The following is a 25,370-nucleotide window of genomic DNA, read 5'->3' on the forward strand; positions in this document are numbered from 1 at the left end:
CAGGCTTCCGTTGCTGGAAAACCCCTAAAGGAACCGCCAACCCGCGAAAGGTTGCAGAAGGTTTCGCGTCCCTATACTCGTCAGGACGATGCAGCAAGCATCGCGCCATACGAATACAACGAAGGAGACGATCCCGATGCGACCCATCCTGCGCACCCTCGCCGTTGCAGCCAGCCTCAGCTGCGCGCTCGCCGCTCAACCCGCTTTCGCCGACGACGGCGGCAAGATCACGATCATGGTCGGCGGGATCGCGAAGCTGATCTACCTGCCCGCGCGGCTCACGCAGGAGCTCGGCAACTTCAAGGCCGAAGGGCTCGATGTCGAGCTGCTGTCGCAGCCGGCCGGCGTCGACGCCGAGAACGAACTGCTGGCAGGCGCCGTGCAGGGCGTGGTCGGCTTCTACGACCACACGGTCGACCTGCAGAGCAAGGGCAAGGACGTGAAGGCGATCGCCGTGCTTTGCCAGGTGCCGGGCGAAGTCGAGATGGTGTCGACCAAGGCCGCGCCGACCTTCAAGTCGATGGCCGACGCGAAGGGCAAGACGCTCGGCGTGACGGGCCTCGGCTCGTCGACGAGCTTCCTCACCCAATACCTCGCGCTGCAGCACGGCGTGCAGTCGACCCAGTACACGATGCTGCCGGTCGGCGCCGACGCGAGCTTCATCGCCGCGATCAAGCAGGGCCGCATCGATGCCGGCATGACGACCGAGCCGACGGTCTCCGCGCTCGAGAAGATGGGCGACGCGAAGGTGCTGGTCGACCTGCGCACGCTGGAAGGCACGCGCGCCGCGCTCGGCGGCACCTACCCGGCCGCGAGCCTGTACGTGCAGTCGGCCTGGGCCGATTCGCACAAGGATCAGGCGACCAAGCTCGCGCATGCGTTCGCGAAGACGATGCAGTTCATCCACACGCACAGCGCCGACGAGATCGCCGCGAAGATGCCGGCCGACTACCAGAAGGACAAGGCGCTGTACGTGAGCGCGCTGAAGGCGTCGCTGCCGATGTACACGGCCGACGGCAAGATGCCGGCCGACGGCCCGGCCACCGTGCTGAAGGTGCTGTCGGCGTTCAACCCGTCGGTGAAAGGCAAGCACATCGACCTGGCGCGCACCTACACGAACGATTTCGTGAACGCGAAGTAAGCGAACCCGGTAGCGGCGCCGGCGGCGGCGATCCCGCCGCCGTGCGTGCCCCGTTCCGGCCCGGTTGACCGGCCCGGCGTCGCCACGATGCGACGCCCTCCTCACCCGCAGGATCAATGCGATGAACCAGGCAGTTTCCCCGAGCACACCGGCGATCGAGTTTCGCAATGTGTCGTGCCGCTTCATTTCGCCGGAAGGCAAGGCCACCGTCGCGCTGCGCGACTTCAGCATGAGCGTCGCGCGCGGCGAGTTCATCGCGATCGTCGGCCCGACCGGCTGCGGCAAGTCGACCACGCTGAACCTGATCACCGGGCTGCTCAAGCCCGCAACGGGCGAAGTACGCGTGATGGGCCGTCCGGTCGACGGGATCGACCCGCGCATCGGCTTCGTGTTCCAGGCCGACGCGGTGTTCCCGTGGCGCAACGTGATCGACAACGTCGCGGCCGGCCCGCTGTTTCGCGGCCGCTCGAAGGACGTCGCGTACACGCAGGCCGAGGAATGGATCCGCAAGGTCGGCCTCGACAAGTTCACGAAGCACTACCCGCACCAGCTGTCCGGCGGGATGAGGAAGCGCGTCGCGCTCGCGCAGACCTTCATCAACCAGCCGGAAATCCTGCTGATGGACGAGCCGTTCTCCGCGCTCGACATGCAGACGCGCACGCTGATGCAGGACGAGCTGCTGCAGCTCTGGTCCGCGAACAAGGGCTCGGTCGTGTTCGTCACGCACGATCTGGAAGAGGCGATCGCGCTGGCCGACCGCGTGTTCGTGCTGACCGCGCGGCCCGCCACGCTCAAGCGCGTGTACGAGATCGACCTGCCGCGCCCGCGCGTCACGTCGGAGATCCGCTACGACACGCGCTTCATCGAAATTTCCAAGGACATCTGGCACGACCTGCGCGAAGAAGTGCAGATCGGCTGACGCTTACGCTCAAGGCAAGGACCGCAAGGACAGGAGCATGACCGACATGACGCTTCCCCCCACCGCCATTCCGGCAACGTCGCTCGAGGACGAGTCGCGCGCCGCTCAAACCCGCCTGCGCCGCCGCCGGCAACTGATCATCGGCCTGCGGATCGCCGTGCTCGTGATCGTGCTGGGCGGGTGGGAACTCGCCGCACGGCTGAAGTGGATCGATCCGTTCTTCTTCTCGCAGCCGACGCTGATCTTCGCGCAGATCCAGGACTGGTTCGTCAACGGCACGTCGCAGGGCCCGCTGCTCACGCAGGTGTGGGTCACGCTCGAGGAAACCGGCATCGGCTTCGTGATCGGCTCGGTGGCCGGCGTGATCTGCGGGATCGTGCTCGGCCGCAACAAGCTGATGGCCGACGTGTTCGGCCTGTACATCCAGATCGCGAACTCGATTCCGCGCGTCGTGCTCGGCTCGATCTTCGTGATCGCGCTGGGCCTCGGGATGGCGTCGAAGATCGCGCTGGCCGTCGTGATGGTGTTCTTCGTCGTGTTCGGCAACGCGTTCCAGGGCGTGCGCGAAGCCGACCGCTACCTGATCGCGAACGCGCAGATCCTCGGCGCGTCGCGCCGGCAGATCACCACGTCGGTCGTGATCCCGTCCGCGCTGAGCTGGATTCTCGCCAGCCTGCACGTGAGCTTCGGCTTCGCACTGGTCGGGGCGGTCGTCGGCGAATTCCTGGGTTCCAAGCAGGGCATCGGCCTGCTAATCTCCACCGCCCAGGGCGCGTTCAACGCAAGCGGCGTGTTCGCGGCGATGATCGTGCTGGCCGTGGTCGCGCTGGCCGCCGACTACCTGCTGACGTGGCTCGAGAAGCGGCTGCTGAAGTGGCGCCCCGCGGCGTTCTGAACGCCGCGGACGGACGCCTGACATGACACGCCCGACCGCGCCGGCGCTCCCGGCGCGGTTCGGCATTTCGGAGAAGGAGCGCAACAGGATGGCGCACAGCCTGCGCGGACGGCTGCTGTGGTGGCTGCTGCTGCCGCTCGCGGTGTTCGTGCTGATCGCGGGCGCGATGTCGTACGACACCGCGCGGACCACGGCCGCGCTCGTGCAGGACAGCGCGCTCGTCGCGTCGGCGCGCACGATCGGCGAGGACGTCGAATGGCGCAACGGGCTGCCGGTCGCCGACGTGCCGCCGGCCGCGCTGGAGATCTTCGAATCGCCGTCGCGCGATTCGGTGTTCTACAAGGTCATCGACGGTCACGAACGCCTGCTCGCGGGCACGCCGGCGCTCGCCGTGCCCGCGCGGCACGGCGTCGAACCGACGATGTACGACACGTCGCTCGACGGCGTGCCGCTGCGCGCGGTGGCCTACGATCGCCAGCTGTACGACGAGGGGCAGGTCGAGACGGTCACGGTGGTCGTCGCGAAGACGACGCGTTCGTACGGCGCGATGGTCGCGACGATCTGGCGGCCGCAGCTCGTGCGCCTGTCGCTGATGCTGGTGCTCGCGATGGGGCTCGTGTACCTCGGCCTCACCTTCGAGATGCGGCCGCTGATGAAGCTGAAGGACGACGTGGCCGACCGCGGGCCGATGGAGCTGGAGCCGATCCGCCCCGAACGGTTGCAGAACGAGCTGCGGCCGATCGTCGACGCGATCAACCAGTGCATCGCGCGGCTCAACATGCACACGGCCACGCAGCGCCGCTTCATCGCGGATGCCGCGCACCAGCTGCGCACGCCGATCGCGGTGCTCGATACGCAGATCCAGTACGCGCAGCAGCGCGGCAACGACGATCGTGAACTCGCGTCGGTGCTCGACAGCATGCAGCGCAGCAGCCGCAAGATGGCCGACGTGACCGACAAGCTGCTGCTGCTCGCGCATGCGGAAGCGACGCCGTCGACGCTGCTCACGCATCGCGTCGATCTCGCGGCCGTGGTGTCGAGCGTGCTGGAGGAAACGATCGTGCTCGCGCAGCGGCGCGATATCGATCTCGGGGCCGACCTCGGCGAGCGGCTCGACGTCGCGGGCAGCGACAGCCTGCTGACCGCGCTGGTGATGAACCTCGTCGACAATGCGGTGCGCTACACGCAGCCGGGCGGCTGCGTGACGGTCTGTGGCCGTCGCGACGGCGACGCGATCGTGCTCGACGTGGTCGACAACGGCCCCGGCATCCCGGCCGAAGCGCGGCCGCACGTGTTCAAGCGGTTCTACCGCGTGTCGGCCGACACCGAAGGCTCGGGCCTCGGGCTCGCGATCGTGCGCGAGATCGCGCAGGCGCACGGCGGCAGCGCGTCGCTCGCGCCGGGGGCCGGCAATCGCGGTATCGTCGTAACCGTGCGGCTGCCCGCCTACGATTGAAGAGAAGGCCGTCATGAAACTCCTGCTGGTCGAAGACAACGCCGAACTCGCGCACTGGATCGTGAACCTGCTGCGCGGCGAGGATTTCGCGGTCGACTCCGTCGGCAACGGCGAGCGCGCCGACACGGTGCTGAAGACCGAACGCTACGACGCGGTGCTGCTCGACATGCGCCTGCCCGGCATCAGCGGCAAGGAAGTGCTCGCGCGGCTGCGGCGCCGCAACGACAATGTGCCGGTGCTGATGCTGACCGCCCACGGCTCGGTCGACGACAAGGTCGACTGCTTCGGCGCGGGCGCCGACGACTACGTCGTGAAGCCGTTCGAATCGCGCGAGCTGGTCGCGCGGATTCGCGCGCTGATCCGCCGGCAGGCCGGCGTCGGCACGACGCAGCTCGTGTGCGGCGATCTCGTCTACGCATTCGGCACGCGCGAATTCCGCTGCGGAGACACAGTGCTCGCGCTGCGCCGCCGCGAGCACGCGATCCTCGAAACGCTGATGCTGCAGCAGAACAAGACGGTGTCGAAGGCGCGCCTGATGGACAGCGTGTTCGCGCTCGACGACGAGCCGAGCGCCGACGCGATCGACATCTACATCCACCGGCTGCGCAAACATCTCGCGGGCAGCACGGCCGAGATCATCACGCTGCGCGGGCTCGGTTACATCCTGCGCATGAAGAGCACGCAGGACTGACGGGCCCCACTGCGGGCCCTGAATACCGATTCGTAGCACGAAACGTCATCGATGCATGCCGGCGCCCCCGGCTTGCCGGCTTCCGCCCGCCTGCCCGATCCGCGATGGTTGCGCGTTCGGTGTTTTCACCGATCCGATTCTTGCGCCCGGGAAAGCGTCGTGAAGGATTGCCCCCTCTACGATGCTATGCGTCGGCCCTCTCGCTGTGGCCGGCAAGAGTCGGCATACATTGCGTACTGCCAACGACCAGATTCCAATGCGGCAGCTCGGAGGAGACGATCTTGAAACGAAAAACCCTTGCCCTTTCCATCGCGGCGGCTGGCCTGTGCGCCGGCACCCAGGCGCATGCGCAGTCGAGCGTGCAGCTCTACGGCCTGATGGACCTGAGCTTTCCGACCTACCGGACCCACGCCGACGCGAACGGCAATCACGTGATCGGCATGGGCAACGAAGGCGAGCCGTGGTTCAGCGGCAGCCGCTGGGGCCTGCGCGGCGCGGAGGACATCGGCGGCGGCACGAAGATCATCTTCCGCCTCGAAAGCGAATTCGTCGTCGCGAACGGCCAGATGGAAGACGAAGGCCAGATCTTCGACCGTGATGCTTGGGTCGGCGTCGAGGACGAGCGCTTCGGCAAGCTGACGGCCGGCTTCCAGAACACGATCGCGCGCGACGCGGCCGCGATCTACGGCGACGCGTACGGCTCCGCGAAGCTGACGACCGAGGAAGGTGGCTGGACCAACTCGAACAACTTCAAGCAGATGATCTTCTACGCGGCCGGCCCGACCGGTACGCGCTACAACAACGGCGTCGCGTGGAAGAAGCTGTTCAGCAACGGCATCTTCGCGAGCGCCGGCTACCAGTTCAGCAACTCGACGTCGTTCGCGACCGGCTCCGCGTATCAGGCCGCGCTCGGCTACAACGGCGGCCCGTTCAACGTGTCGGGCTTCTACAACCACGTGAACCACAACGGCTTCCGGAACCAGACGTTCTCGGTCGGCGGCAACTACACGTTCGACATCGTGCGCCTGAATGCCGGCTACTTCCGCTACAACGGCGACCAGGGCCCGCTCGGCCAGCGTCACGACGATTCGTGGACGGTGTCGCTGAAGATCGCGCCGAAGGGCGCGCTCGACTACGAGCTCGGCTACCAGCAGATGCGCATCAAGAACGCCGCGAACAACGCGGACGGCTTCACGCCGAACGCCAACCTCGGCGCGTTCAGCCTGACCAACGGCGTCGCCAACGGCTTCAAGGAGACGATCTACGGGTCGGTGTTCTATCACCTGAGCAAGCGCACCGAGGTGTACCTCGCCGGCGACTACATGAAGCTGCATGGCGGCTACACGGTGTCGTCGACGTTCGGCGCGAAGAACCAGCTCGAACTGACGTCGGGCATCCGCACGCGCTTCTGACCTGAAACGGGGCCCGACGGGCCCTGCCGCACCCTCCGTCCGGGGATTCTCCATGCGGGCACGCCGGCGCCTGGCGCCGACCGTGCCCTTTTTTTTCGTCCTTTCCGGTGTGCCCCGGGGATGCCCGCCAGGCACCCGCCGGCCGGCCATGCGACAACCGGCCCGAAGCCGCTTGCGGCCCGTCCGGCGGGCAATCGCGGCCGATGCCCGCACGATCGCCCCACATCGGCGCTTGACCTCGGCCGGGTGACTCGATAGCGTTTCGGGTTTGCCCGGGTGGCCGTTGCCGCCGGGGCCGTGAGTGCGCCCGATGTCCTGGCGCGCGCGGCCGGGCTCCGATGGAAAAGACGATGCAGAAACTCGATGCGGCCAGCCCGCAGGCGATGTCGACGGATTTCACCGCCGACAACGTCGCGCGCCTGAAGGCGCTGTTCCCCGAACTCGTGACCGAGGGCCCCGACGGCGCGTCGGTCGACGTCGACGTGCTGAAGGCGCTGGTCGGCGACCGCACGGTCGGCGATGCCGACGAGCGCTACGGCTTCCACTGGCACGGCAAGCGCAGCGCGCGCCAGGCCGCGCTCACGCCGTCGACGGGCACGCTGCGGCCCTGCCCCGACGACAGCGTCGCGTGGGACGACACGCGCCATCTCGTGATCGAGGGCGACAACCTCGACGTGATGAAGCTGCTGCACAAGAGCTACGCGGGCAAGGTGAAGCTCGTCTACATCGACCCGCCGTACAACACCGGCAGCGATTTCGTCTATCCGGACGACTTCAGCGACAGCATCCGCCACTACCTGGCGATGACCGGGCAGACCCAGGGCGGCGTGAAGCGCAGCACCAACACCGAGGCGAACGGCCGGTTCCACACCGACTGGCTGAACATGATGTATCCGCGCCTGAAGCTCGCGCACGCGCTGCTGTCCGACGAAGGGCTGATCGCCGTGCACATCGATGAGCATGAAGTGCACGCACTGGTGCTGATGCTGCGCGAGATCTTCGGCGAGGAGAACGAGCTCGGCGTGGCCGTATGGGACAAGCGCAACCCGAAGGGCGATGCGCGCGGCGTCGCGTACCAGCACGAATCGCTGGTGCTGTTCGCGCGCAACGCGGAGACGCTGCTCGAACAGGCGCCGCTCAAGCGCCCGAAGCGCAATGCGCAGCGCATGCTCGACGCCGCGCACGACGCCGTCTACCGCAGCGGCAACGCGAAGGACGCGCAGAAGGCGTACCGCGCATGGATGAAGGCGCAGACCAACCTGTCCGGCGGCGAGGTGATGTACGACCGCCTGTCGGAAGATGGCCGCGTGTACCGCCTCGTGTCGATGGCCTGGCCGAACAAGAAGAAGGCCCCGGACGAGTATTTCACGCCGCTGATCCACCCGGTCACCGGCAAGCCGTGCGCGATGCCGGCGCGCGGCTGGCGCAACCCGCCCGCGACGATGCAGGCGCTGATCGAGCGCGGCCAGATCGAATTCGGCGCGGATGAAACCACGCAGCCGCAGCGGATCTACTACCTCGACGAGAACATGTACGAGAACGTGCCGTCGGTGCTGCCGTTCGCCGGCTCCGACGACGCGCTGCTGAAGACGCTCGGCATCCCGTTCGACCTGCCGAAGCCGGTCGATTTCGCGGCGGCCGTGATCGGCTGGTGCACGCGCGGCGACGACATCGTGCTCGACTGCTTCGCCGGCTCCGGCTCGACCGGCCACGCGGTGATGCAGGTGAATGCGACCGACGGCGGCGCGCGCCGCTACATCCTCGTGCAGCTGCCCGAGGCGCTCGACCGCCGCGACAAGACGCAGACGGCGGCCGCCGATTTCTGCGCAAAGCTGAAAAAGCCGCTGACGCTCGCCGAAATCACGAAGGAGCGCCTGCGCCGCGCCGCGCAGCAGGTCGCGCGCGACTATCCGGAAAGCTATGGCGACCTCGGCTTCCGCGTGTACCGGCTCGACACGACCAACGTGATCGAGTGGGACCCGCGCCGCGACGACTTCGACCACGCGCTCTTCGCGTCCGTCGAGCACGTGAAGACCGGCCGCACCGAGGACGACCTGCTCGCCGAGCTGACGCTGAAGCTCGGCCTCGACCTGTGCACGCCGGTCGAGCATCACCAGGTGGCGGGCAAGACCGTGCACCTGATCGGCCGCGCGATCGTCGCGTGCTTCGATGCGCGCATTTCGCGCGACGACGCGGGGCCGCTGGCCGACGGCATCGTCGACCTGCTCGATGCGACCGGCACGACGCATGACGTCACGTGCCTGTTCCGCGACAGCGGTTTCGTCGACGACGTCGCGAAGCTCAATCTCGCCGCGCTGCTCGAACAGCACGGCGTGAAGCGCGTGCGGAGCCTGTGATGCGGCTGCATTTCGAAGCGGATCTCGACTACCAGCGCGAGGCGATCGACGCCGTCTGCGACCTGTTTCGCGGCCAGGAATCGTATCGCGGCGACTTCAGCGTGCTCGCGAACGCCGCGCCCGGCACGACCGCCGCCGCGCAAGGCTCGCTCGGCTTCGCGGTGTCGGAACAGGGCGTCGGCAACCGGCTGTCGCTGACCGACGACGCGCTAGCGCGCAATCTTGCCGACGTGCAGCTGCGCGGCGGGCTGCCGCCGTCCGGCCTGCCCGGCTCGCGCGACTTCACCGTCGAGATGGAGACCGGCACCGGCAAGACCTACGTTTACCTGCGCACGATCTTTGAGCTGAACCGTCGCTACGGCTTCACGAAGTTCGTGATCGTCGTGCCGTCGATCGCGATCAAGGAAGGCGTGCACAAGACGCTCGCGATCACCGAGGATCACTTCCGCGCGCTGTACGCCGGCGTGCCGTACGACTACTTCCTGTACGACTCCGCGAAGCTCGGCCAGGTGCGCCACTTCGCGGCGAGCGCGGCGATCCAGATCATGGTGATGACGGTCGCGGCGATCAACAAGAAGGAAATCAACAACCTCTACAAGGACAGCGAGAAGACCGGCGGCGAGAAGCCGATCGACCTGATCCGCGCGACGCGGCCGATCGTGATCGTCGACGAGCCGCAAAGCGTCGACGGCGGGCTCGAAGGCCGCGGCCGCGAAGCGCTCGCCGCGATGGCGCCGCTCTGCACGCTGCGCTATTCGGCCACGCACGTCGACCGCCACCACATGGTGTACCGGCTCGACGCGGTCGACGCGTACGAGCGCAAGCTGGTCAAGCAGATCGAGATCGCGTCGGCGATCGTCGAGGATGCGCACAACAAGCCGTACGTGCGGCTCGTCGGCGTGTCGAACCGGCGCGGCGCGATCAGTGCGCGCGTCGAGCTCGACGTCGCGACGACGGCCGGCGTGAAACGCCAGATCGTGTCGGCCACCGACGGCGACGATCTCGAACGCCTGACCAAGCGCGCGCTGTACGCGGGGCTGCGGATCGGCGAAGTCCATGCGGTGAAGGGCGCCGAATACGTCGAGCTGCGCCATCCGGAAGGCGAGGCGTTCCTGTCGCTCGGCGAGGCGTTCGGCGACATCGACACGCTCGCCGTGCAGCGCGAGATGATCCGCCGCACGATCCGCGAACATCTCGACAAGGAACTGCGCCTGGCCGAACGCGGCGTGAAGGTGCTGTCGCTGTTCTTCGTCGATTCGGTCGAGCGCTATCGCCGCTACGACGAGAACGGCATGCCCGCGAAGGGCGACTACGCGCTGATCTTCGAAGAGGAATACGCACGTGCGGCACGCGTGCCGGCCTACCGCGCGCTGTTCGACGGCGTCGACGTCGCGCTCGAAGTCGGGCGCGCGCACAACGGCTACTTCTCGATCGACCGCAAGGGCGGCTGGACCGACACGAGCGAAAGCAGCGCCGCGGCCCGCGAGAACGCGGAGCGTGCGTACGGCCTGATCATGCGCGAGAAGGAAGCGCTGCTGTCGTTCGACACGCCGCTGAAGTTCATCTTCTCGCACTCGGCGCTGAAGGAAGGCTGGGACAACCCGAACGTGTTCCAGATCTGCACGCTGCGCGACATCCAGACCGAACGCGAGCGCCGCCAGACGCTCGGCCGCGGGCTGCGCCTCGCGGTCGACCAGGACGGCGAGCGCGTGCGCGATCCGGGCGTGAACACGCTCACCGTGATCGCGACCGAGCGCTACGAGTCGTTCGCGGAGAACCTGCAGAAGGAGATCGAGGCCGATACGGGCATCCGGTTCGGGATCGTCGAGGAGCACCAGTTCGCGGCGCTGCCCGTGCAGGAAGGCGACGGGCCCGCGCATGCGCTCGGCGTCGAGCTGTCGCGCGTGCTGTGGAATCATCTGCACGAACAAGGCTACGTCGACGCGCAAGGCAAGGTGCTCGACCGGCTGAAGGATGCGCTGCGCCAGAGCGCGCTGGTGCTGCCGGCGGCATTCGAGATGCTGCGTGCGCCGATCGTCGCGACGCTGCGCAAGCTGTCGGGCCGTTTCGCCGTGCGCAATGCCGACGAGCGCCGCGCGATCGCGCTGCGGCGCGATGCGTCGGGCAAGGCCGTCGTGTTCGGCGAGGATTTCCGCGCGTTGTGGGACCGCATCCGCCATCGCACGGTGTACCGCGTCGAGTTCGACAACGCGAAGCTCGTGCGCGACTGCGCGGCCGCGCTTCACGCCGCGCCGGACATCGCGCGCGCACGGCTGCAGTGGCGCAAGGCGGAGATCGACATCGGCAAGGCCGGCATCGAGGCGATCGAGGTGGCCGGCGCCGGCACGGTGCTGCTCGACGAAGGCGAGCTGCCGCTGCCCGACCTGCTCACCGAGCTGCAGGACCGCACGCAGCTCACGCGCCGTTCGCTCGCGACGATCCTGGCCGACAGCGGCCGGCTCGAGGATTTCCGCGTGAATCCGCAGCAGTTCATCGCGGTCGCGGCCGATGCGATCAACCGCTGCAAGCGCCACGCGCTCGTCGCGGGCATCGCGTACCGCAAGCTCGGCGAGCGCCATGTGCATGCGCTGGAATCGTTCGAGAGCGAGGCGCTGACCGGCTACCTGCGCAACCTGCGGCCCGATGCGCAGAAGTCGATCCACGAGGCGGTCGTGTGCGAGACGGACGCGGAGCGCGCATTCGCCGATGCGCTCGAGGCACACGACGGCGTGAAGCTGTACGCGAAGCTCCCTGCATGGTTCCGCGTGCAGACGCCGCTCGGCAGCTATCACCCGGACTGGGCCGTGCTCGCGGAACAGGACGGCGGCGAACGGCTGTACTTCGTCGTCGATACACCGAATGCGGACGGCAACGTGCCGAGCGAGCACGAGCGGGCGAAGCTCGCGTGCGGCGAGGCGCATTTCCGGGCGCTGGTGGATGGCGACGGCGCGGCGCGCTTCGTGCGCGTGAGGCAGGCGGACGCGTTGTTCGAACCTGCAGTGCCACTGGCGAGCGCCGGGCAATAAGACGAAGGGCGGCGATGAGCCGCCCTTTTTTATCGGCTTTTTCGACGCGGCCCGGCGCGCTCGTCATGCGCGCGCCTTGCTCCGATTTCCGGTCTGTTACCCGCGTGTAAGCGATCCGTATTGGCGCCCGTTCGCGGCGCGGTTACGGCTGGTTGCAAATCGGGTCGGCACGATGTTTTCGCGCGACAGCGGCGTTGCATTCCCGCCATGCAAAAAGGGCGCCGAAGCGCCCTTCCGTCACGATTGCGCGCCGCGCCTAAAGCGTGCGGCCGAATGCGTGGTGGTGCGAATGATGCGTGGACGTCGACGCGTGCGTCGTGTGGCCATGCGCGTGTGCGTGCGTGTGACCGCGGCCCGGCTGCGCGCCGGCGCGATCGGCGATCGTGTCGGAGCGGTCGGCCGCGCGCGACAGGCCCTTGTCGCGGTCGCCCGCGTGCATGCCGTTCGAGTTGCTCAGCGCGTGGCCGCTCATGTGGCCGGCGGACATGCCGCCTGCATTGCCGCCCAGGCCGCCTGCACCGTGACCTCCGCCGTCGCCACCACCGTTTCCACCGCCATTGCCGCCGGCTGCGGCATACGCGGACACCGTGCCGAGCGCGAGCAGCGCGGCCGTCAGTACGGACAGATATCGTTGCTGTTTCATCTTGTGCTCCCTGGAGCGCGTTCGTGTGACTGCATTCTATGAACGCGCCGGATTCGCGCCACACGACGTTGTAAATGATCGTAACGAGGCGCGCGACGCGCATTCGTCAGATCAATCCGGATCGTGCTTGAGCGGGGAACGAGGCAGGTGGGCGCGGCGCCGCAGCGCCGCCCCGGTGACGATGATGCTTACTGCGCCGGCTGGATGCCCTGCGCGGCGGCCCTGTGTTGCGCGGCCTGCTCCTGCGCCTGCTTCTTCGCCATGTGGTGGCCGACGATACAGCCGCCAACCGCGCCGACGACCGCGTGGTGCCCCGCATAGTGGCCGGCCACACCGCCGACCACCGCGCCCTTCATGCAGCCCGCCGCGTGCGCGCTGCCGATGGTGGCTAGCGCAACGATGGCCGCGGTGGCACACCGCCTGATGTGTCGAATGGGCATCATGTTTTCATTCTCCTCATGTGGCGATCAAGTCGAGCCGCTTCGCTCAATCCCAGCGGCCGCCTCGCCAGCCGCCGCGATCGCGCCATTCGTGCTCGCGCCATTCACGGCGGCGCCACTCGTGTTCGCGCCATTCGCGCTGACGCCAGCCGTCGCCACGCCAACCGTCGTCGCGATAGCCGACCGGCGCGTACATGACGGGCGGAGGCGGCGCCACGTAGACGGGCGCAGGCGCCGCATAGGCCGGTACGCCGATGCCGACCGACAGGTCGACGTGGGCCGAGGCGACGCCCGAAGCTGCCAGCGCCGCTACACCGAGAACTGCACCGAGAATGAGTTTCTTGTTCATCTCGCAACTCCCTGCACGTGCCGTGCGTCAAGTGAATACGGTTCGGAGTCTAGGCACCGGACACAGACACAGGTGAAACGGGTATGCGAGACAGGTAACGGACGTTTACGGGTTCCTGCAAACCCTTGCTGGACAAGGAAGAGGCGGCATTCCAAACACCGTTGCAGCGGGGCATCGGGCCGGTAAAAACGGGATTTTCGGTACGAAACCGTGAGATCGACACGCGCAGGCGTGAGCTGGAAAACACCGAAAGCGAACCGCCCGCACCATCCGCGAGCGGTTCGCAAGCACGTGCATCACGCGCGAATATCGTCGACGCTGCGCAGCCAGTGCACGCTGAACAGGTTGTCCGCGTCGGTCCATACGGTATCGGGCACGAATCCGGCGCGGCGTGCGATCGCATGGAAACCGTCGATCGTGAACTTGTGCGAATTCTCCGTGTGGATACGCTCGCCGGCGTCGAAGCGGAATGCGTGGCCGCGCAGGTGCACGGTCTGCGCGACGTCGCTGACGAGATGCATCTCGATGCGCTGCCGCACGCTGTCGTAGAACGCGCAATGCGAGAACGCGTCGACGTTGAAATCCGCACCGAGCTCGGTATTCGCGCGCACCAGCAGGTTCAGGTTGAACTGCGCGGTCACGCCCTGCGCATCGTTGTACGCGTCGTGCAGCGTGCGCGCGTCCTTCACGAGATCCGCGCCGACCAGCAAGCCGCCGCCACGCAGCAGCCGCGCGGCATCACGCAGGAATGCATCGGCCTCTTCCGGCGAGAAATTGCCGATCGTCGAACCGGGAAAGAAGCCGATGCGCCGCGCTGGTGCCGCGGTCAACTCGGCCAGTTGCTCGGCCTTCGTGTAGTCGGCGGCGATCGGCGCGACGTCGAGCCACGGATACGCCGCACGCAGCCGCGCGGCCGCGCCGTGCAGGTAATCGGCCGAGATGTCGACCGGCACATAACGCGCCGGCGCGTTCGCATAGTTGCCCGCGAACGCGTCGAGCAGCACGCGGATCTTCTCGAGCGAGCCCGCGCCGAATTCGACGAGTTCCGCATGCGGGCCGACGCGCCGCACGATCTCGGCCGCGCGATCGCGCAGGATGCCGAGCTCGGTGCGGGTCGGGTAATACTCGGGCAACGCGCAGATGCGATCGAACAGCGTGGAGCCGGCCGCATCGTAGAAGTATTTCGGCGGAATGCTGCGCGGCGTACGCGACAGCCCGTCGATCAGGTCGCGCTCGAACGCGCTCGGCCGCGAATCGCGGGCGGGTTGCTGGCCACCGCTCGTGGCCGTCTGGTCAGACGTCTCGCGCAAGTCGCACTCCCGTGAATTGCCAGCGCGCGGCCGGCGGAAAGAAATTGCGGTACGTCGGCCGTTCGTGCCCGGGCGGCGTTGCGATGCTGCTGCCGCGCAGGACTTGCTGGCCGACCATGAACTTGCCGTTGTATTCGGCCGCTACCCCGACGAGCGGCCGAAAGCCCGGGTACGGCTCGTAGGACGAGCGCGTCCATTGCCACACGTGCCCGAGCATCTGCCGGATGCCCTCGGCGGGGAACGCGGCTTCCCATTCGAATTCGGTCGGCAGCCGCGCGCCGGCCCATTCCGCGTACGCGGCCGCTTCGTAGAAGCTCACGTGGCACACCGGCGCGTCGGGTGCGAGCGGCTCGACGCCATGCAGTCCGAACGTGCGCCGCACGCGCGTGGCGGCCGCATCGTCGTCATCGAGCGTCCAGTACGCGGGCCCTTGCCACCCTTCCCGCTGCACCGTGGCCCAGCCGTCCGACAGCCAGAACTCGGGGCGCGTATAGCCGCCGTCGGCGACGAACGCCGCGAATTCCGCATTCGTCACCAGGCGGTTCGCGATCTCGTACGGCCGCACGAGCGCCGTATGGCGCGGCCGTTCGTTGTCGAACGAGAACGCCTCGCCGTCGTGGCCGATCTCGACGAGCCCGCCCGGCTGATGCAGCCAGTGCTGCGCGCCGGCGTCGCCTGCAGCCATCGCGCCCGCGTCCGTTCCGTTGCGCGGCCGGAACGCCGGCTTCAGCGGGTTGCACGAGAACGCATGCAGCATGTCGGTGACGATCAGCTCCTGATGCTGCTGCTCGTGATGCAGGCCAAGCACGAGCTCGGGCGCGATCGTCTCGAGCAACGCTGCGTCGGCGCCAGCCAGCGCGCGCAGCATCGCGTCGTCGACGTATTGCCGGTACGCATGCACCTCGTCGAGCGACGGGCGCGTGAGCAGCCCGCGTTGCGGCCGCGGATGGCGCGGGCCGAGCGCTTCGTAATAGGAATTGAAGAGGAACTGGAAGGCCGCGTTGAACGGCGCGTAGCCGGGCACGCGTCGCATCAGCACGACGGTTTCGAAGAACCAGGTCGTATGCGCGAGGTGCCATTTCGTCGGGCTGGCGTCGGGCATCGACTGCACGGCCTGATCCTCGGCGGACAACGTCGCGGTCAACGCGACGCTATGGGCGCGCACGTCCTGGTAACGGCGCTGAAGCTGTGAGGCAAGGAGGCTCATCGGTTTACCGTCCACGTCGCGATTCGCTGCGTTGCGTGTTGCCGGAAAAAGGAAAGCCTTGCGCGTGATGCGCGCGGCTGACGTGCGACCTGCTGCTGCGTCGTCGGGCAGCCGGCGCGCGCGCCGGGCCGCGGATGCGGCGTCACTTCATCCGCCCGTGCAGAACAGTATGGGCCAGAAATGTGAATGTTGCTGACCGAGATGCGGATGAAACGGCAGATAAATGTAAATGAAAGCAACCGATCACCTGCCAATTGCTGACATCCGCGCGTATCGGGGAGCATGCGTCGGCCGTCGTGATCGACGCACGCCGCGGACGCTCGCGCGGCCGCGCTCGTCTCCCTGAGTGAATGCGGAATCGTCTGACCAGCACGGGCGCGCGAAGCATGCTCGCCGCGTTTATCGCGTTCGACAAGCACCCTGCCCGCCCTTCCCCCGCGGCCTTCCGCGCCGACCTGCTCGCCGGCTTCGAAAAAAATTTCGCGTCGATGTCACACACGCGGGGGGCTCGCTCGTCATATCACCGGAACCCACACGAAAGGAGAAGGACCATGACTGCGAAACTCAACCCGTTTGCCGCCGCGCCCGCCCTGATGAAGAGCTGGATGACCGTCTCGGTCGCCACCGCGCAGAGCCTCGAGCCGACGCTGGTCGAGCTGGTCAAGATCCGCGCATCGCAGATCAACGCATGCGCGAACTGCATTAACATGCACGCGGCCGAAGCCCGCGAGCAAGGCGAGACCGAGCAGCGCATCTACCTGCTGTCCGCGTGGCACGAAGCGCCCTGCTACACCGACCGCGAACGCGCGGCGCTCGGCTGGACCGACGCACTCACGCGACTGTCGGAGGACCACGCGGCGCACGAAGCGGCCTACGCGGCGCTGAACGACCACTTCAGCCAGGAGGAACAGGTGAAACTCACGCTGATGATCAACGTGATCAACGGCTGGAACCGGCTCGCGGTCGGCTTCGGGCTGTGGATCGAGCCGGCCGATGCAAAGGCCGCCGCCGCGAAGATGGTGGCCTGATGCCGAACCTCGACCCGGCCAACGGCAGCGTCGAAGCACGGGCCGATGCGGCGGCGAGCTTCGACCCGCTGCGCCGCACGCTGATCCGCGTCGCGTACCGGATGCTCGGTTCCGTTGCGGATGCCGAGGACATGGTGCAGGAGGCGTTCATCCGCTGGATGGATGTCGACCGCACCGAGGTGCGCGTGCCTGAAGCGTTCCTGCGCCGCATGGTGATGCGCATGTGCCTCGACCAGCTGAAGTCCGCGCGGCACCAGCGCGAGACTTATGTCGGCCCGTGGCTGCCCGAGCCGGTCGTCGAGGAAGACGAACAGGAAGACGTCACGCTGCCGCTGCTGCTCGCGCTCGAACGGCTCTCGCCGCTGGAGCGCGCGGCATTCCTGCTGCACGACGTGTTCGGCCTCGAGTTCGATGAAGTGGCCACGACGATCCAGCGCGACCCGGCCGCGTGCCGGCAGCTCGCCGCGCGAGCCCGCACGCATGTGCGCGAGGCGCGGCCGCGCTTCCATGTCGAGAAGCAGCGCGGGATCGAATTGGCGGAAGCGTTTTTTGCGGCGTCACGCAGCGGCGACATGCGCGCGCTCGGCGCAATGCTCGCCGAGGACGTGAGCCTGCACGCGGATGGCGGCGGCAAGCGCCCGGCCGCGGGCATCCCGGTGCTCGGCTTCGAGCGTGTGATGAAGGTGCACGAGTACCTGGCCAGGCTGTTCGCCACGCATGCGTCGAAGCTCGTGCGTGCGGGGTTCATCAACGGGCTGCCGGGTTTCGTTACGCAGGAAGCGGACGGCGAGCTGCAGACCACGGCGCTCGAGATCGAGGACGGGAAAATCGTCGCGATCTATGTCGTGCGGAATCCTGACAAGTTGAAGCATTTGCATTGAGAGTAACGGGATCACGCGTCGGGAGCCGTGCGCATGCGCGGCCGCGATGCGCCCTTTTCTTCGCCCTGCCGCCCTGCCTTACCGGCCGCCGGCTCCTGCGCTCAATACGTCCCGGCCATGATGTAGATCAGGAAGCCGAGCAACGGCGTTGCGATTGCAAAACCGGCTGCCGCGAGCCAGTTCGTGCCGCCCTGCGCTTCCAGCAGCGCGAGCAGCGATTCGCGGGACGTCGCGCTCGGGCGCAGCTTTTCGATCTGGCGTACGACGTACGTCCTGTAGAGGCTGTTCCCGCACCAGCCGAGCGTGACGGCGATCCCGATGGTGACCGGGTCGAACGTGGTCGATTCGAAGTAACGCGGGAAGAACAGCAGCTCGACCAGCGTGATCGCGAGCGTCGCGCCCAGGACGGCCGCCGCCTGCCAGTACATGCAGCGATACGCCATCCACACCGGGCCCAGGAAACAGGCTGCCCAGTTCCACGACTGCCGGTTCTTTCGCGATGCGGCGATCTCCCACTTCCTTTCGAACCAGGCGGCTTTCTTGCCGACGAAAGCGGCGATCTCGTCGTTGCTCGCGGATGACGTGGCGGTCGTGACGTCGGACATGGTCGTGTGCTCTCGGTCGCGCGGATCGCGCGTCGTAGTTTTGATGTGCTGGAGATCGGGCGACGGTCGGAACCGCTGCGTCGATGCGCACACGATTCTACGCGCGGCGCAGTGGCCGTTGTATGGCGGATCGAAGTGTCGGCGAGGAAGGATGCGATGCCGTGGATCGCGCAACGCATCGGGGTGACATGCGTTGTTTCGGCCGGAAAAAGAAAAACGCCACGCGATGTTGCCGCGTGGCGTTTGTATGTTGGCGAGCCGCATTGCCTGTAGGCAAGTTGTGCTGCCAGACCCCTTCATTTGTTCGTTGGTAGGCTCGATTGGATTCGAACCAACGACCCCCACCATGTCAAGGTGGTGCTCTAACCAACTGAGCTACGAGCCTAAGAAGCCGCGAATTATAGAGAGGGTTTTTGAGGAGCACAAGCCCCTTCGTGAAAATTTTTTGAATCAGCGTGCGCGGAGGCCGACGATCGATGTTGTGTGGCGATGCCGGGAACGTTGGCTTCACCCGTTCGCATCACAGCAAAACGCGTCGATGCGCTGTGGTGTTATCCACATTGCCCTCTGGATAACCATCCGGCAAGCCTCTGGATTCACAGTGGAACGATTGAGGATATGTCGCCGCGGCTGTGAATCGACGAAAAGTTATTCTGTGCTGCCGGGAGCTGTTCACGTGGCACACCCAGGGTTATGCATTCTGCTTCCCGTCGAGAATTCATGAGGTTAGGGACGTTATCCACTGTGAGGCACAGGGTTTGTTAACTATCACTACGTATGTATACGAACTCTGTTAACACCTTTGGATAAGCACAGTCCGTCGACTGTGATCCGTGCGGGATATGCACTGCGTGCAGTGATCGGATGAACGAAGCGGCAAGCTGTGAGGGCATCGGACGATGCGCGAGCCGCTGTATCTGTAGAATCGCCGGCATTCGGAATGCGAGGGCCTGGCGCACCGGCCCACGACAGATGAGTGATTCCTCGTTGACCCGGCTCGACGCACTCGATATCGATGCCGTCGTACGCCGGTTGCAGCAACACCCGGGCGACATCGTGTTCGAGCAGCGCCTGTCGATTCCGGAAGCCGATGTCCTGTGTTGCCGCTACAAGGGCGAATGATTCAACGTGAAGTTCGATCTCGACTCCAGGGGATGATGACGACCGACACGATGAAACCGAAGCAAAACTTGGGCACCGCGAGCACTGCCCGCAACCGGAGCGGGTAATGGGCCCCATTCACTGCGGTCGGTACGGACGCGACAACGGCATCACGACATCGAAGGGCATTGCCGCGCGCATCCGGCAGCGCGGGCAGTTCATGTCCGGCGAGCTCGTGAAGGTTTCGCTCGACCGACGGAAATACAGCCTGAAAATGTGGATGCTGCGTGCTGAACTTGCCGAGCACGAGGTCGATGCGACCTTTATCGACAACGTTGCGCACGTGACGGCGTTTCCGAAGATTGCGGCGCTGGAGCGCTTGCGGGAGCGTCTGTGTTCGGCATGCCTGGACGAGCTGCTCGTGCGTTCCGGCGAGGTGCCCTATAAACCGACGACGAAAGAGCAAGCGTTCGACACGTCCGTCGTCGCGGCGAATGCGAAGTGGTCGCGCGGCGACGCGCGCTGTGAGTTGCACGGGTTGATCCGACCGACGCGAACCTCACCGGATATCGAGGCCGCTATCTTGTCGATCGACGTGATCCGCGATTGTCACGTCGTGCGGGTGACCAATGCCAGCGTGGAGCATGGGGTCACGCATTGGTTCGACGAAGCGTTCTTGCGCAAGGTGCTCGGGCCGGACATCGACATCGTTGAATCGACGTTTCGCATCGGTGATCGGGCCACGTTCGTACAGATGTGGGACGCCGGTGAGCTCGTGTGTCCGGTGTGCCTGCGAGAGGTGCTGGAACGTAGCGGTCTGCGCAAGGACGACACGCGGACGTGAACGCAACGGAGCAATCGTGATGGGCGTGCGGCTGGCGCCGTTGCGTGAGAATCGACATGTGGACAACCGCGTCCCAAAACGATGTGAAACGCTGTGCCGACACAAGGTGAGCGTGTGCCCGGATCACAAGCTCGCCGCAGATCTCGGCGAATGTTGACCTCGACAAGCCGATCAGAATGTTCGAGCACGCAACTGGACGGAAAGAAGCAAGCCCTGAGAATGGGGGGTATGCGGAACGTGCATCGGGTTTCGTGCGCTTGTCCACAGCGCGTATGTGGACAACTCGCATACCCAACCAGTCGAATCGCTGTGCATCTGACAGGTGAGCACCCTGCATTCGACCATGTGAATCAGCCAGAACGTCTTGTCTGACAGCGATTTTCCGGAATAGCGCAGGCGATGTGGAGCCTGCTCGCGCGATCCGTCATGATGGAATGCCTTGTGGATATCGAGCAGCCAAGGCACTCGAAACCCTGTGCATTCAACGGGTGAGGGTACGCGAATTCGGCGAGGATGTTCGCGTTACTTCACGGGCAGTGGCTATCGCGCTTGCATACCACTCGACTCCACGATTCGCGGTGCGTTTCAGGCACCGACTCGGCGAGCGTCGCGAGAGAAGGCGGCATATGCCAGGACAAAGTCGCCCAGCGAGGATAACCGTTCGCTATGCTGCCCGTGACAACGCACCGATTCCCTCCGATACACATGAGCGCAACTGCACGGACCATTCTCAAAGCCATTCTGAGCATCCCCGTTGCGTTTGGGCTTGCCTATCCGCTTGTCCATCCCTCCGAAGACGGAGGCGTTCTCGGCGAAATACCGGTGCTTGGGACAATCGGAAGCATCGTCGTCGTCGCGGTTTTCCTGGCGCTGGTCTATGCCTACGCGAGCGACCTGCGGACGACGCTGAAGTCGGTCAACCGGGGATCGCGTGCGGCCGAACCCAACAGCGTCTGGCTGATGTTCCTCTTGCCCTACAACTTCATCGAGGACTTCTTTATTGTTTCCAACGTGGCGAAGTCCCTGGAAGCGGAGTCTCGTATCAATCCGGCTCTGTCGGGGTTGCGCTCGTTTGGCCGGATCAGCGGCATCGGATGGTGTCTTGCTCAGGTTCTTTCGTTGATACCCAATGCCATTGGCTCGATCGCTGGCGGTGTCGCGGTTTTCCTCTGGGTTTGGCACTGGGTGTTCGTGCGCCGGATGAACAAGATGCTTGCCGGCAGCCAGGTCTCCGTGGCGACTCAACCTGGACGGACAGGATCGTAGCCCTCCCTGGAAGCCGGATCGCTTACCCGTGATCGATGTGGACATCCTGTTCCACGGCGAATCGAAACCCTGTGATTCCAAAGGTGAGGGCGCCGGCGTGGCGCGATGTGCATAACAGCCGGGAAAAGTCAGTCGAAACGCTGTGCAGGCGAATGGTGAGCGGGCGTCCGTCCAAGCCCGCCGGGCCGCCCCACCAAAGGCGCTGGCGGCCGCCACCAACCGCCAGCCGGGCGCGCATCCTGCCGCTTCAAGTCTGCTGATCGAGCGCCTGCACGACTGCCTTCTCGCCAAGACTCCCCGTCGGCCCGACCACCGCATAGTTGAGCCCGTTCACCGATCCATACCGCGCGAGCAGCGCACCGTCCACGCGTTGCCCGGCCGGCAGCAGCCGATGTTTCGATTCCGCCGGCCGGAGATAGAAGCTCAGCGTCCGTCCGGCCTCGTCCTCATAGAGCACCATCGCGGCAGTCGCCCCGCTGTCCGTCGTGAACAACCGCCCACCGACCGGCCTGAATCCCGCCGCGCTCAAATCCGGCAGCTTCGCCGATGCGCCCACGCCTCTGGTGAGCCATCCCTGCAAATCGCCCGCACCGGTCGGCCGGTAATCGACCTTGGCCGTCCGATCGACCACCATCATCTGGTAAGCCTTGACCGCATCGCTCATCGGCGCGATGGGCGGCTGCGCGCTCCACCCGCGCGCCTGCCAGCCGCCGAATGTCCCGAGCCCGACGCAGAACACGAACGAAGCCGCCATCGCGAACCGCATCCGCGAGCGCTCCATGCGCCGTCCGCGAATCGCCGCCGGATCCAGCGCGGGGTTGTCCGCCGGCATCCGCACGCTTTCCAGCGCGGCCCGCAACCGCTGCGCGTCCTGCTGCCATTGCTTCACCTGTTCCGCGCGCGCCGGATGCAGCGCGAGATAGCGCTCGACCGCGGCGCGCGCATCGTCGTCGAGATGGCCGTCGACATAGGCCTGAAGGTCATGTTCGTTCGGAGGCGTGTTCATTTCTTCATCAATCGCAAAGAGGGAGCGGGAAGCTCGCCGTCGCTGAGCTGGCGCAGCGCCTGGCGCGCGCGGGAGAGCCGCGACATCACGGTGCCGATCGGAATGTCGAGCAGGTCGGCGACTTCCTGATAGGTGAAGCCCTCGACCGCGACGAGCAGCAGCAGGCTGCGCTGCTCGTCGGAGAGCCGGCCGAATGCTTCGAGCGTCGCGCGCGCCGCGAATTCGCGTTCGGCGGACGGCCAGTGCGCTTCGTCGTCGTCGCGAATGCGCCCAAGCAGCCACGCATAGCGCTTCGCGCTGCGTTTCCCGTCGAGAAACTGCCGGTACAGGATCGTGAAGAGCCAGCTGCGCAGCGACGCGTCGTCGCGGCGGCTCGTCCAGCGCGACAGCGCGCGCTCGAGCGTCGACTGGACGAGATCGTCGGCCGCGTGGACGTCGCGCGCCAGCCAGAGCGCGAAGCGTCGCAGCCTGGGGAGGAGTTCGCGCAGTGCTTCGTCGTCGAGGGCGGTGGAGGGCATGGCCGGGCCGGTTGCCGAATGGGTCGAGATGCCACGTAGGACGCCGGTCGGCGCCGCTTATTCCACCAGCATACGAAAAAACTTTTCGTGGAATAAAGCGATGCGGGCGGCGTCTTACGCCGGTTCGACAATGACCTGATGGTCGGGAGCCTATATATGGAGCGATCTTCTTCCTCTTCTTCGCCGCAGCGCGAGCCCGGGCGCGGGTGGTGGCGCTGGGCCGCGATCGGCGGCGCGGTGGCCGGCGTGGCCGTGGCGTTCGGGTATGTCGGCGGCTGGCTCGCGCCGGCGCGTCTGACCCCGCACCGGATCGTCGACGCGTTGCAGACGGCCGGCGGCGGCATTCACCCGGGCTTCCGGCGCAATCACGCGAAGGGCGTGTGCGTGACCGGTTACTTCGAAGGCAACGGTGCCGCGAGCGCGTATTCGGTCGCGCCGTTCTTCCAGGCGGTGCGCACGCCGGTGGTCGGGCGGTTCGCGTTGCCGGGCGGGAATCCGTATGCGCCCGACAGCAGCGTGCCGATCCGCAGCCTCGCGCTGAGGCTCACCGCGCCGGACGGCGAGCAATGGCGCACCGGGATGAACGCGATGCCGGTGTTTCCGGTCGCGACGCCGCAGGCGTTCTATGCGCAATTGATGGCGACCCGGCCCGATCCGAAGACGGGCAAGCCCGACCCGGCGAAGGTGAAGGCGTTTTTCGGCGCGCATCCGGAGACGGCCGCGTTCCTGCAGTGGATCAAAGGTGCGAAGCCGAGCGCGAGTTACGTCACCGAGAGCTATTACGGGTTGAACGCGTTCTACTTCGTCGACGCGGCGGGCAAGCGCCAGGCGGTGCGGTGGCGCGTCGTGCCGGAGCAGACGGCCGGCGCCGGCGACGTCGCGACGGCGGCGGACCCGAACGTGTTGCAGCAGGACGTGACGCAGCGCATCGCGGCCGGTCCGCAGAAGTGGAAGCTGCTGGTCACGCTGGCGGAGCCTGGCGACCCGGTGGACGACGCGACGAAGGTCTGGCCCGCGCAGCGCACGACGATCGATGCGGGCACGCTCGTGCTCGACCACGTGGAGGCGCAGGACAGTGGGCCGTGCCGTGACGTGAATTACGACCCGACGGTGCTGCCGCAGGGGATTCAGGTGTCGGGAGATCCGTTGCTACCGGCGCGGTCGGCGGCTTACGCGGATTCGTATCTGCGCAGGACGAGTGAAGAGGCCGGGGTAGCGGGCGTGGCGCGATTGAGTGGGGAGGGACGGTGATGAAGGCTTCGACGACGTTTGGCGTGCCGGCGCGGGTGCTGCACTGGGTGATGGCCGCGATGATCATCGCGATGCTGTTCATCGGGGTGGGGATGGTGGCGTCTGTCTCTGAGCGGCATGCGCTTCTGGTGGCGATCCACAAGCCGCTGGGTATTGCCGTGCTCGTGCTGGTTTGCGTGCGGATCGTGGTGCGGGTTCTGTCGAAGCCGCGGGCATTGCCCGAGGACTTGCCGTGGTGGCAAAGGGTTGCCGCGCACGGGTCGCATCTCGTGCTGTATGCGCTGATGTTCACGATGCCGCTGATCGGGTGGGCGATGCTGTCGGCGGGCGGGTATCCGGTGACGCTGGGCGGGGGTGTGCAGTTGCCGGCGCTGGTGTCGGCTGATCCGGTGACGTTCGCGTGGCTCCGGGTCGCGCACCGGGTGCTGGCCTATCTGTTCTTCGCAACGTTCCTCGCGCACTTTGCCGCGGCGCTGTATCACGGACTGATTCGACGGGACGGTGTGGTGAGGGCGATGGTGGGGCGGTGAGCGACGGTGGGTCGTGTTCGATGCGGCGGGGCGGCTCACGGGCAACCGGGGCTGTTCCCGCCGTGTCGCATATATATGAGGAGAACAGGTTCAGAGCCCCCCGCTACCACATGTCAAAATAATTTCACAAAAGGGGTTGCGGAGACTGAAGCAGATGCTTAGAATCACGCCTCTTTCGCGCTAACGGAAACGCAGCGCGGGGAAAGAAGGGAAGCGGTGCTGTTGAAGTCGGTTTTATCGATTCCAGTGCTGACGAAATTAAACCGCAGTCGTCGCAACGAAGTAGTTAAAAAAGTTGTTGACGGATTTAAAAAAACGGTTGATAATCTCGCTTCTCTGCTGCTGAAAACGCAGCGCTGTCGGGAAGCACGAAGTTCCTCGCAGAATGCTCTTTAAAAATTAACAGCCGATAAGTGTGGGCGCTTGATGAAAGCGAGCTGATCCTCGGATCAGATAGCGAAAGTATCAAGAGTCTCACACTAAAGTAAGTCAGG

General features: G+C 66.1%; 24 protein-coding genes and 1 tRNA gene. 15 read left to right on the plus strand and 10 right to left on the minus strand.

Features of this window, described 5'->3' with window-relative positions; genetic code table 11:
• Positions 1-136: 136 nt before the first annotated feature.
• The 8 genes from G3N96_RS21850 to G3N96_RS21885 all read left to right on the plus strand — a co-directional run bounded on the left by G3N96_RS21850 (position 137) and on the right by G3N96_RS21885 (position 11,897).
• Entirely contained in the window at positions 137-1,141 is a 1,005-nt protein-coding gene (locus tag G3N96_RS21850) for an ABC transporter substrate-binding protein (protein WP_206138433.1), read from the plus strand.
• A gap of 121 nt (positions 1,142-1,262) precedes the next feature.
• Entirely contained in the window at positions 1,263-2,060 is a 798-nt protein-coding gene (locus G3N96_RS21855; protein ID WP_039351969.1) for an ABC transporter ATP-binding protein, read from the plus strand.
• A 37-nt stretch (positions 2,061-2,097) separates the two neighbouring features.
• Complete coding sequence (locus G3N96_RS21860; protein WP_089438879.1) at positions 2,098-2,955, plus strand: ABC transporter permease; 858 nt, start codon at positions 2,098-2,100, stop codon at positions 2,953-2,955.
• 88 nt (positions 2,956-3,043) lie between these two features.
• Positions 3,044-4,411, plus strand: coding sequence for a sensor histidine kinase (locus G3N96_RS21865; RefSeq protein WP_206138449.1), 1,368 nt, complete (start codon positions 3,044-3,046; stop codon positions 4,409-4,411).
• Positions 4,412-4,424: 13 nt separating this feature from the next.
• Positions 4,425-5,102, plus strand: coding sequence for a response regulator (locus G3N96_RS21870; RefSeq protein ID WP_206138434.1), 678 nt, complete (start codon positions 4,425-4,427; stop codon positions 5,100-5,102).
• A gap of 281 nt (positions 5,103-5,383) precedes the next feature.
• A complete protein-coding gene (locus tag G3N96_RS21875; protein ID WP_206138435.1) occupies positions 5,384-6,514 on the plus strand; it encodes a porin in 1,131 nt (376 codons plus the stop codon).
• 338 nt (positions 6,515-6,852) lie between these two features.
• Positions 6,853-8,871 carry a site-specific DNA-methyltransferase gene (locus G3N96_RS21880; RefSeq protein WP_206138436.1) on the plus strand — a complete coding sequence of 673 codons (2,019 nt, stop codon included), beginning with the start codon at positions 6,853-6,855 and terminating at the stop codon, positions 8,869-8,871.
• Positions 8,871-11,897, plus strand: a complete 3,027-nt coding sequence (locus G3N96_RS21885; RefSeq protein ID WP_206138437.1) for a DEAD/DEAH box helicase family protein — start codon at positions 8,871-8,873, stop codon at positions 11,895-11,897. The genes G3N96_RS21880 and G3N96_RS21885 overlap by 1 nt, the downstream gene beginning before the upstream one ends.
• A 256-nt stretch (positions 11,898-12,153) precedes the next feature.
• On the opposite strand, the gene G3N96_RS21890 is transcribed toward G3N96_RS21885, so the two are convergent.
• The 5 genes from G3N96_RS21890 to egtB all read right to left on the minus strand — a co-directional run bounded on the left by G3N96_RS21890 (position 12,154) and on the right by egtB (position 15,846).
• Positions 12,154-12,540, minus strand: a complete 387-nt coding sequence (locus G3N96_RS21890) for a hypothetical protein (protein WP_206138438.1) — start codon at positions 12,538-12,540, stop codon at positions 12,154-12,156.
• A 188-nt stretch (positions 12,541-12,728) separates the two neighbouring features.
• Positions 12,729-12,983 (minus strand): hypothetical protein, encoded by a 255-nt coding sequence (locus G3N96_RS21895; RefSeq protein ID WP_206138439.1) that lies wholly within the window; start codon positions 12,981-12,983, stop codon positions 12,729-12,731.
• A 43-nt stretch (positions 12,984-13,026) separates the two neighbouring features.
• Positions 13,027-13,329: a hypothetical protein gene (locus G3N96_RS21900; protein ID WP_046550033.1), complete on the minus strand. Its 303-nt coding sequence runs from the start codon at positions 13,327-13,329 to the stop codon at positions 13,027-13,029.
• Positions 13,330-13,625: 296 nt separating this feature from the next.
• On the minus strand, positions 13,626-14,639 hold the full coding sequence (gene egtD / locus G3N96_RS21905) for an L-histidine N(alpha)-methyltransferase (RefSeq protein WP_206138440.1): 1,014 nt from the start codon (positions 14,637-14,639) through the stop codon (positions 13,626-13,628).
• On the minus strand, positions 14,623-15,846 hold the full coding sequence (egtB, locus tag G3N96_RS21910) for an ergothioneine biosynthesis protein EgtB (RefSeq protein WP_206138441.1): 1,224 nt from the start codon (positions 15,844-15,846) through the stop codon (positions 14,623-14,625). The genes egtD and egtB overlap by 17 nt, the downstream gene beginning before the upstream one ends.
• A gap of 551 nt (positions 15,847-16,397) precedes the next feature.
• Between egtB and G3N96_RS21915 the strand changes: the two genes are divergently transcribed.
• Positions 16,398-16,874, plus strand: a complete 477-nt coding sequence (locus tag G3N96_RS21915; RefSeq protein ID WP_206138442.1) for a carboxymuconolactone decarboxylase family protein — start codon at positions 16,398-16,400, stop codon at positions 16,872-16,874.
• Positions 16,874-17,755 (plus strand): sigma-70 family RNA polymerase sigma factor, encoded by an 882-nt coding sequence (locus G3N96_RS21920; RefSeq protein WP_124582119.1) that lies wholly within the window; start codon positions 16,874-16,876, stop codon positions 17,753-17,755. The genes G3N96_RS21915 and G3N96_RS21920 overlap by 1 nt, the downstream gene beginning before the upstream one ends.
• A 101-nt stretch (positions 17,756-17,856) precedes the next feature.
• On the opposite strand, the gene G3N96_RS21925 is transcribed toward G3N96_RS21920, so the two are convergent.
• Complete coding sequence (locus G3N96_RS21925; RefSeq protein ID WP_206138443.1) at positions 17,857-18,360, minus strand: DUF2628 domain-containing protein; 504 nt, start codon at positions 18,358-18,360, stop codon at positions 17,857-17,859.
• Between the two features lie 308 nt (positions 18,361-18,668).
• Positions 18,669-18,745, minus strand: a tRNA-Val gene (locus tag G3N96_RS21930).
• Positions 18,746-19,332: 587 nt separating this feature from the next.
• Here G3N96_RS21930 and G3N96_RS21935 point away from each other — a divergent pair.
• The 3 genes from G3N96_RS21935 (at position 19,333) to G3N96_RS21945 (ending at position 21,571) form a co-directional block, all read left to right on the plus strand.
• Positions 19,333-19,482, plus strand: a complete 150-nt coding sequence (locus G3N96_RS21935; protein ID WP_206138450.1) for a hypothetical protein — start codon at positions 19,333-19,335, stop codon at positions 19,480-19,482.
• 106 nt (positions 19,483-19,588) lie between these two features.
• Entirely contained in the window at positions 19,589-20,305 is a 717-nt protein-coding gene (locus G3N96_RS21940; RefSeq protein ID WP_206138444.1) for a hypothetical protein, read from the plus strand.
• 705 nt (positions 20,306-21,010) lie between these two features.
• Positions 21,011-21,571, plus strand: coding sequence for a hypothetical protein (locus G3N96_RS21945; protein WP_241022772.1), 561 nt, complete (start codon positions 21,011-21,013; stop codon positions 21,569-21,571).
• A 247-nt stretch (positions 21,572-21,818) separates the two neighbouring features.
• Here the strand turns inward: G3N96_RS21945 and G3N96_RS21950 are convergent, their stop codons facing one another.
• Together G3N96_RS21950 and G3N96_RS21955 are read right to left on the minus strand one after the other, a co-directional pair.
• Complete coding sequence (locus G3N96_RS21950) at positions 21,819-22,577, minus strand: anti-sigma factor (protein ID WP_206138446.1); 759 nt, start codon at positions 22,575-22,577, stop codon at positions 21,819-21,821.
• Positions 22,574-23,095, minus strand: a complete 522-nt coding sequence (locus G3N96_RS21955) for a sigma-70 family RNA polymerase sigma factor (protein ID WP_089493773.1) — start codon at positions 23,093-23,095, stop codon at positions 22,574-22,576. The genes G3N96_RS21950 and G3N96_RS21955 overlap by 4 nt, the downstream gene beginning before the upstream one ends.
• Before the next feature lie 156 nt (positions 23,096-23,251).
• Between G3N96_RS21955 and G3N96_RS21960 the strand changes: the two genes are divergently transcribed.
• Positions 23,252-24,346, plus strand: a complete 1,095-nt coding sequence (locus G3N96_RS21960) for a catalase family peroxidase (RefSeq protein WP_124582111.1) — start codon at positions 23,252-23,254, stop codon at positions 24,344-24,346.
• Positions 24,346-24,876 (plus strand): cytochrome b, encoded by a 531-nt coding sequence (locus G3N96_RS21965; RefSeq protein WP_206138447.1) that lies wholly within the window; start codon positions 24,346-24,348, stop codon positions 24,874-24,876. The genes G3N96_RS21960 and G3N96_RS21965 overlap by 1 nt, the downstream gene beginning before the upstream one ends.
• A 307-nt stretch (positions 24,877-25,183) precedes the next feature.
• Here G3N96_RS21965 and G3N96_RS21970 read toward each other — a convergent pair.
• On the minus strand, positions 25,184-25,370 hold a 187-nt coding region (locus tag G3N96_RS21970; protein WP_206138448.1), incomplete at its 5' end, for a hypothetical protein.

Origin of the sequence: Burkholderia sp. Se-20373 (assembly GCF_017104705.1) — a bacterium.
Taxonomy (GTDB): domain Bacteria; phylum Pseudomonadota; class Gammaproteobacteria; order Burkholderiales; family Burkholderiaceae; genus Burkholderia.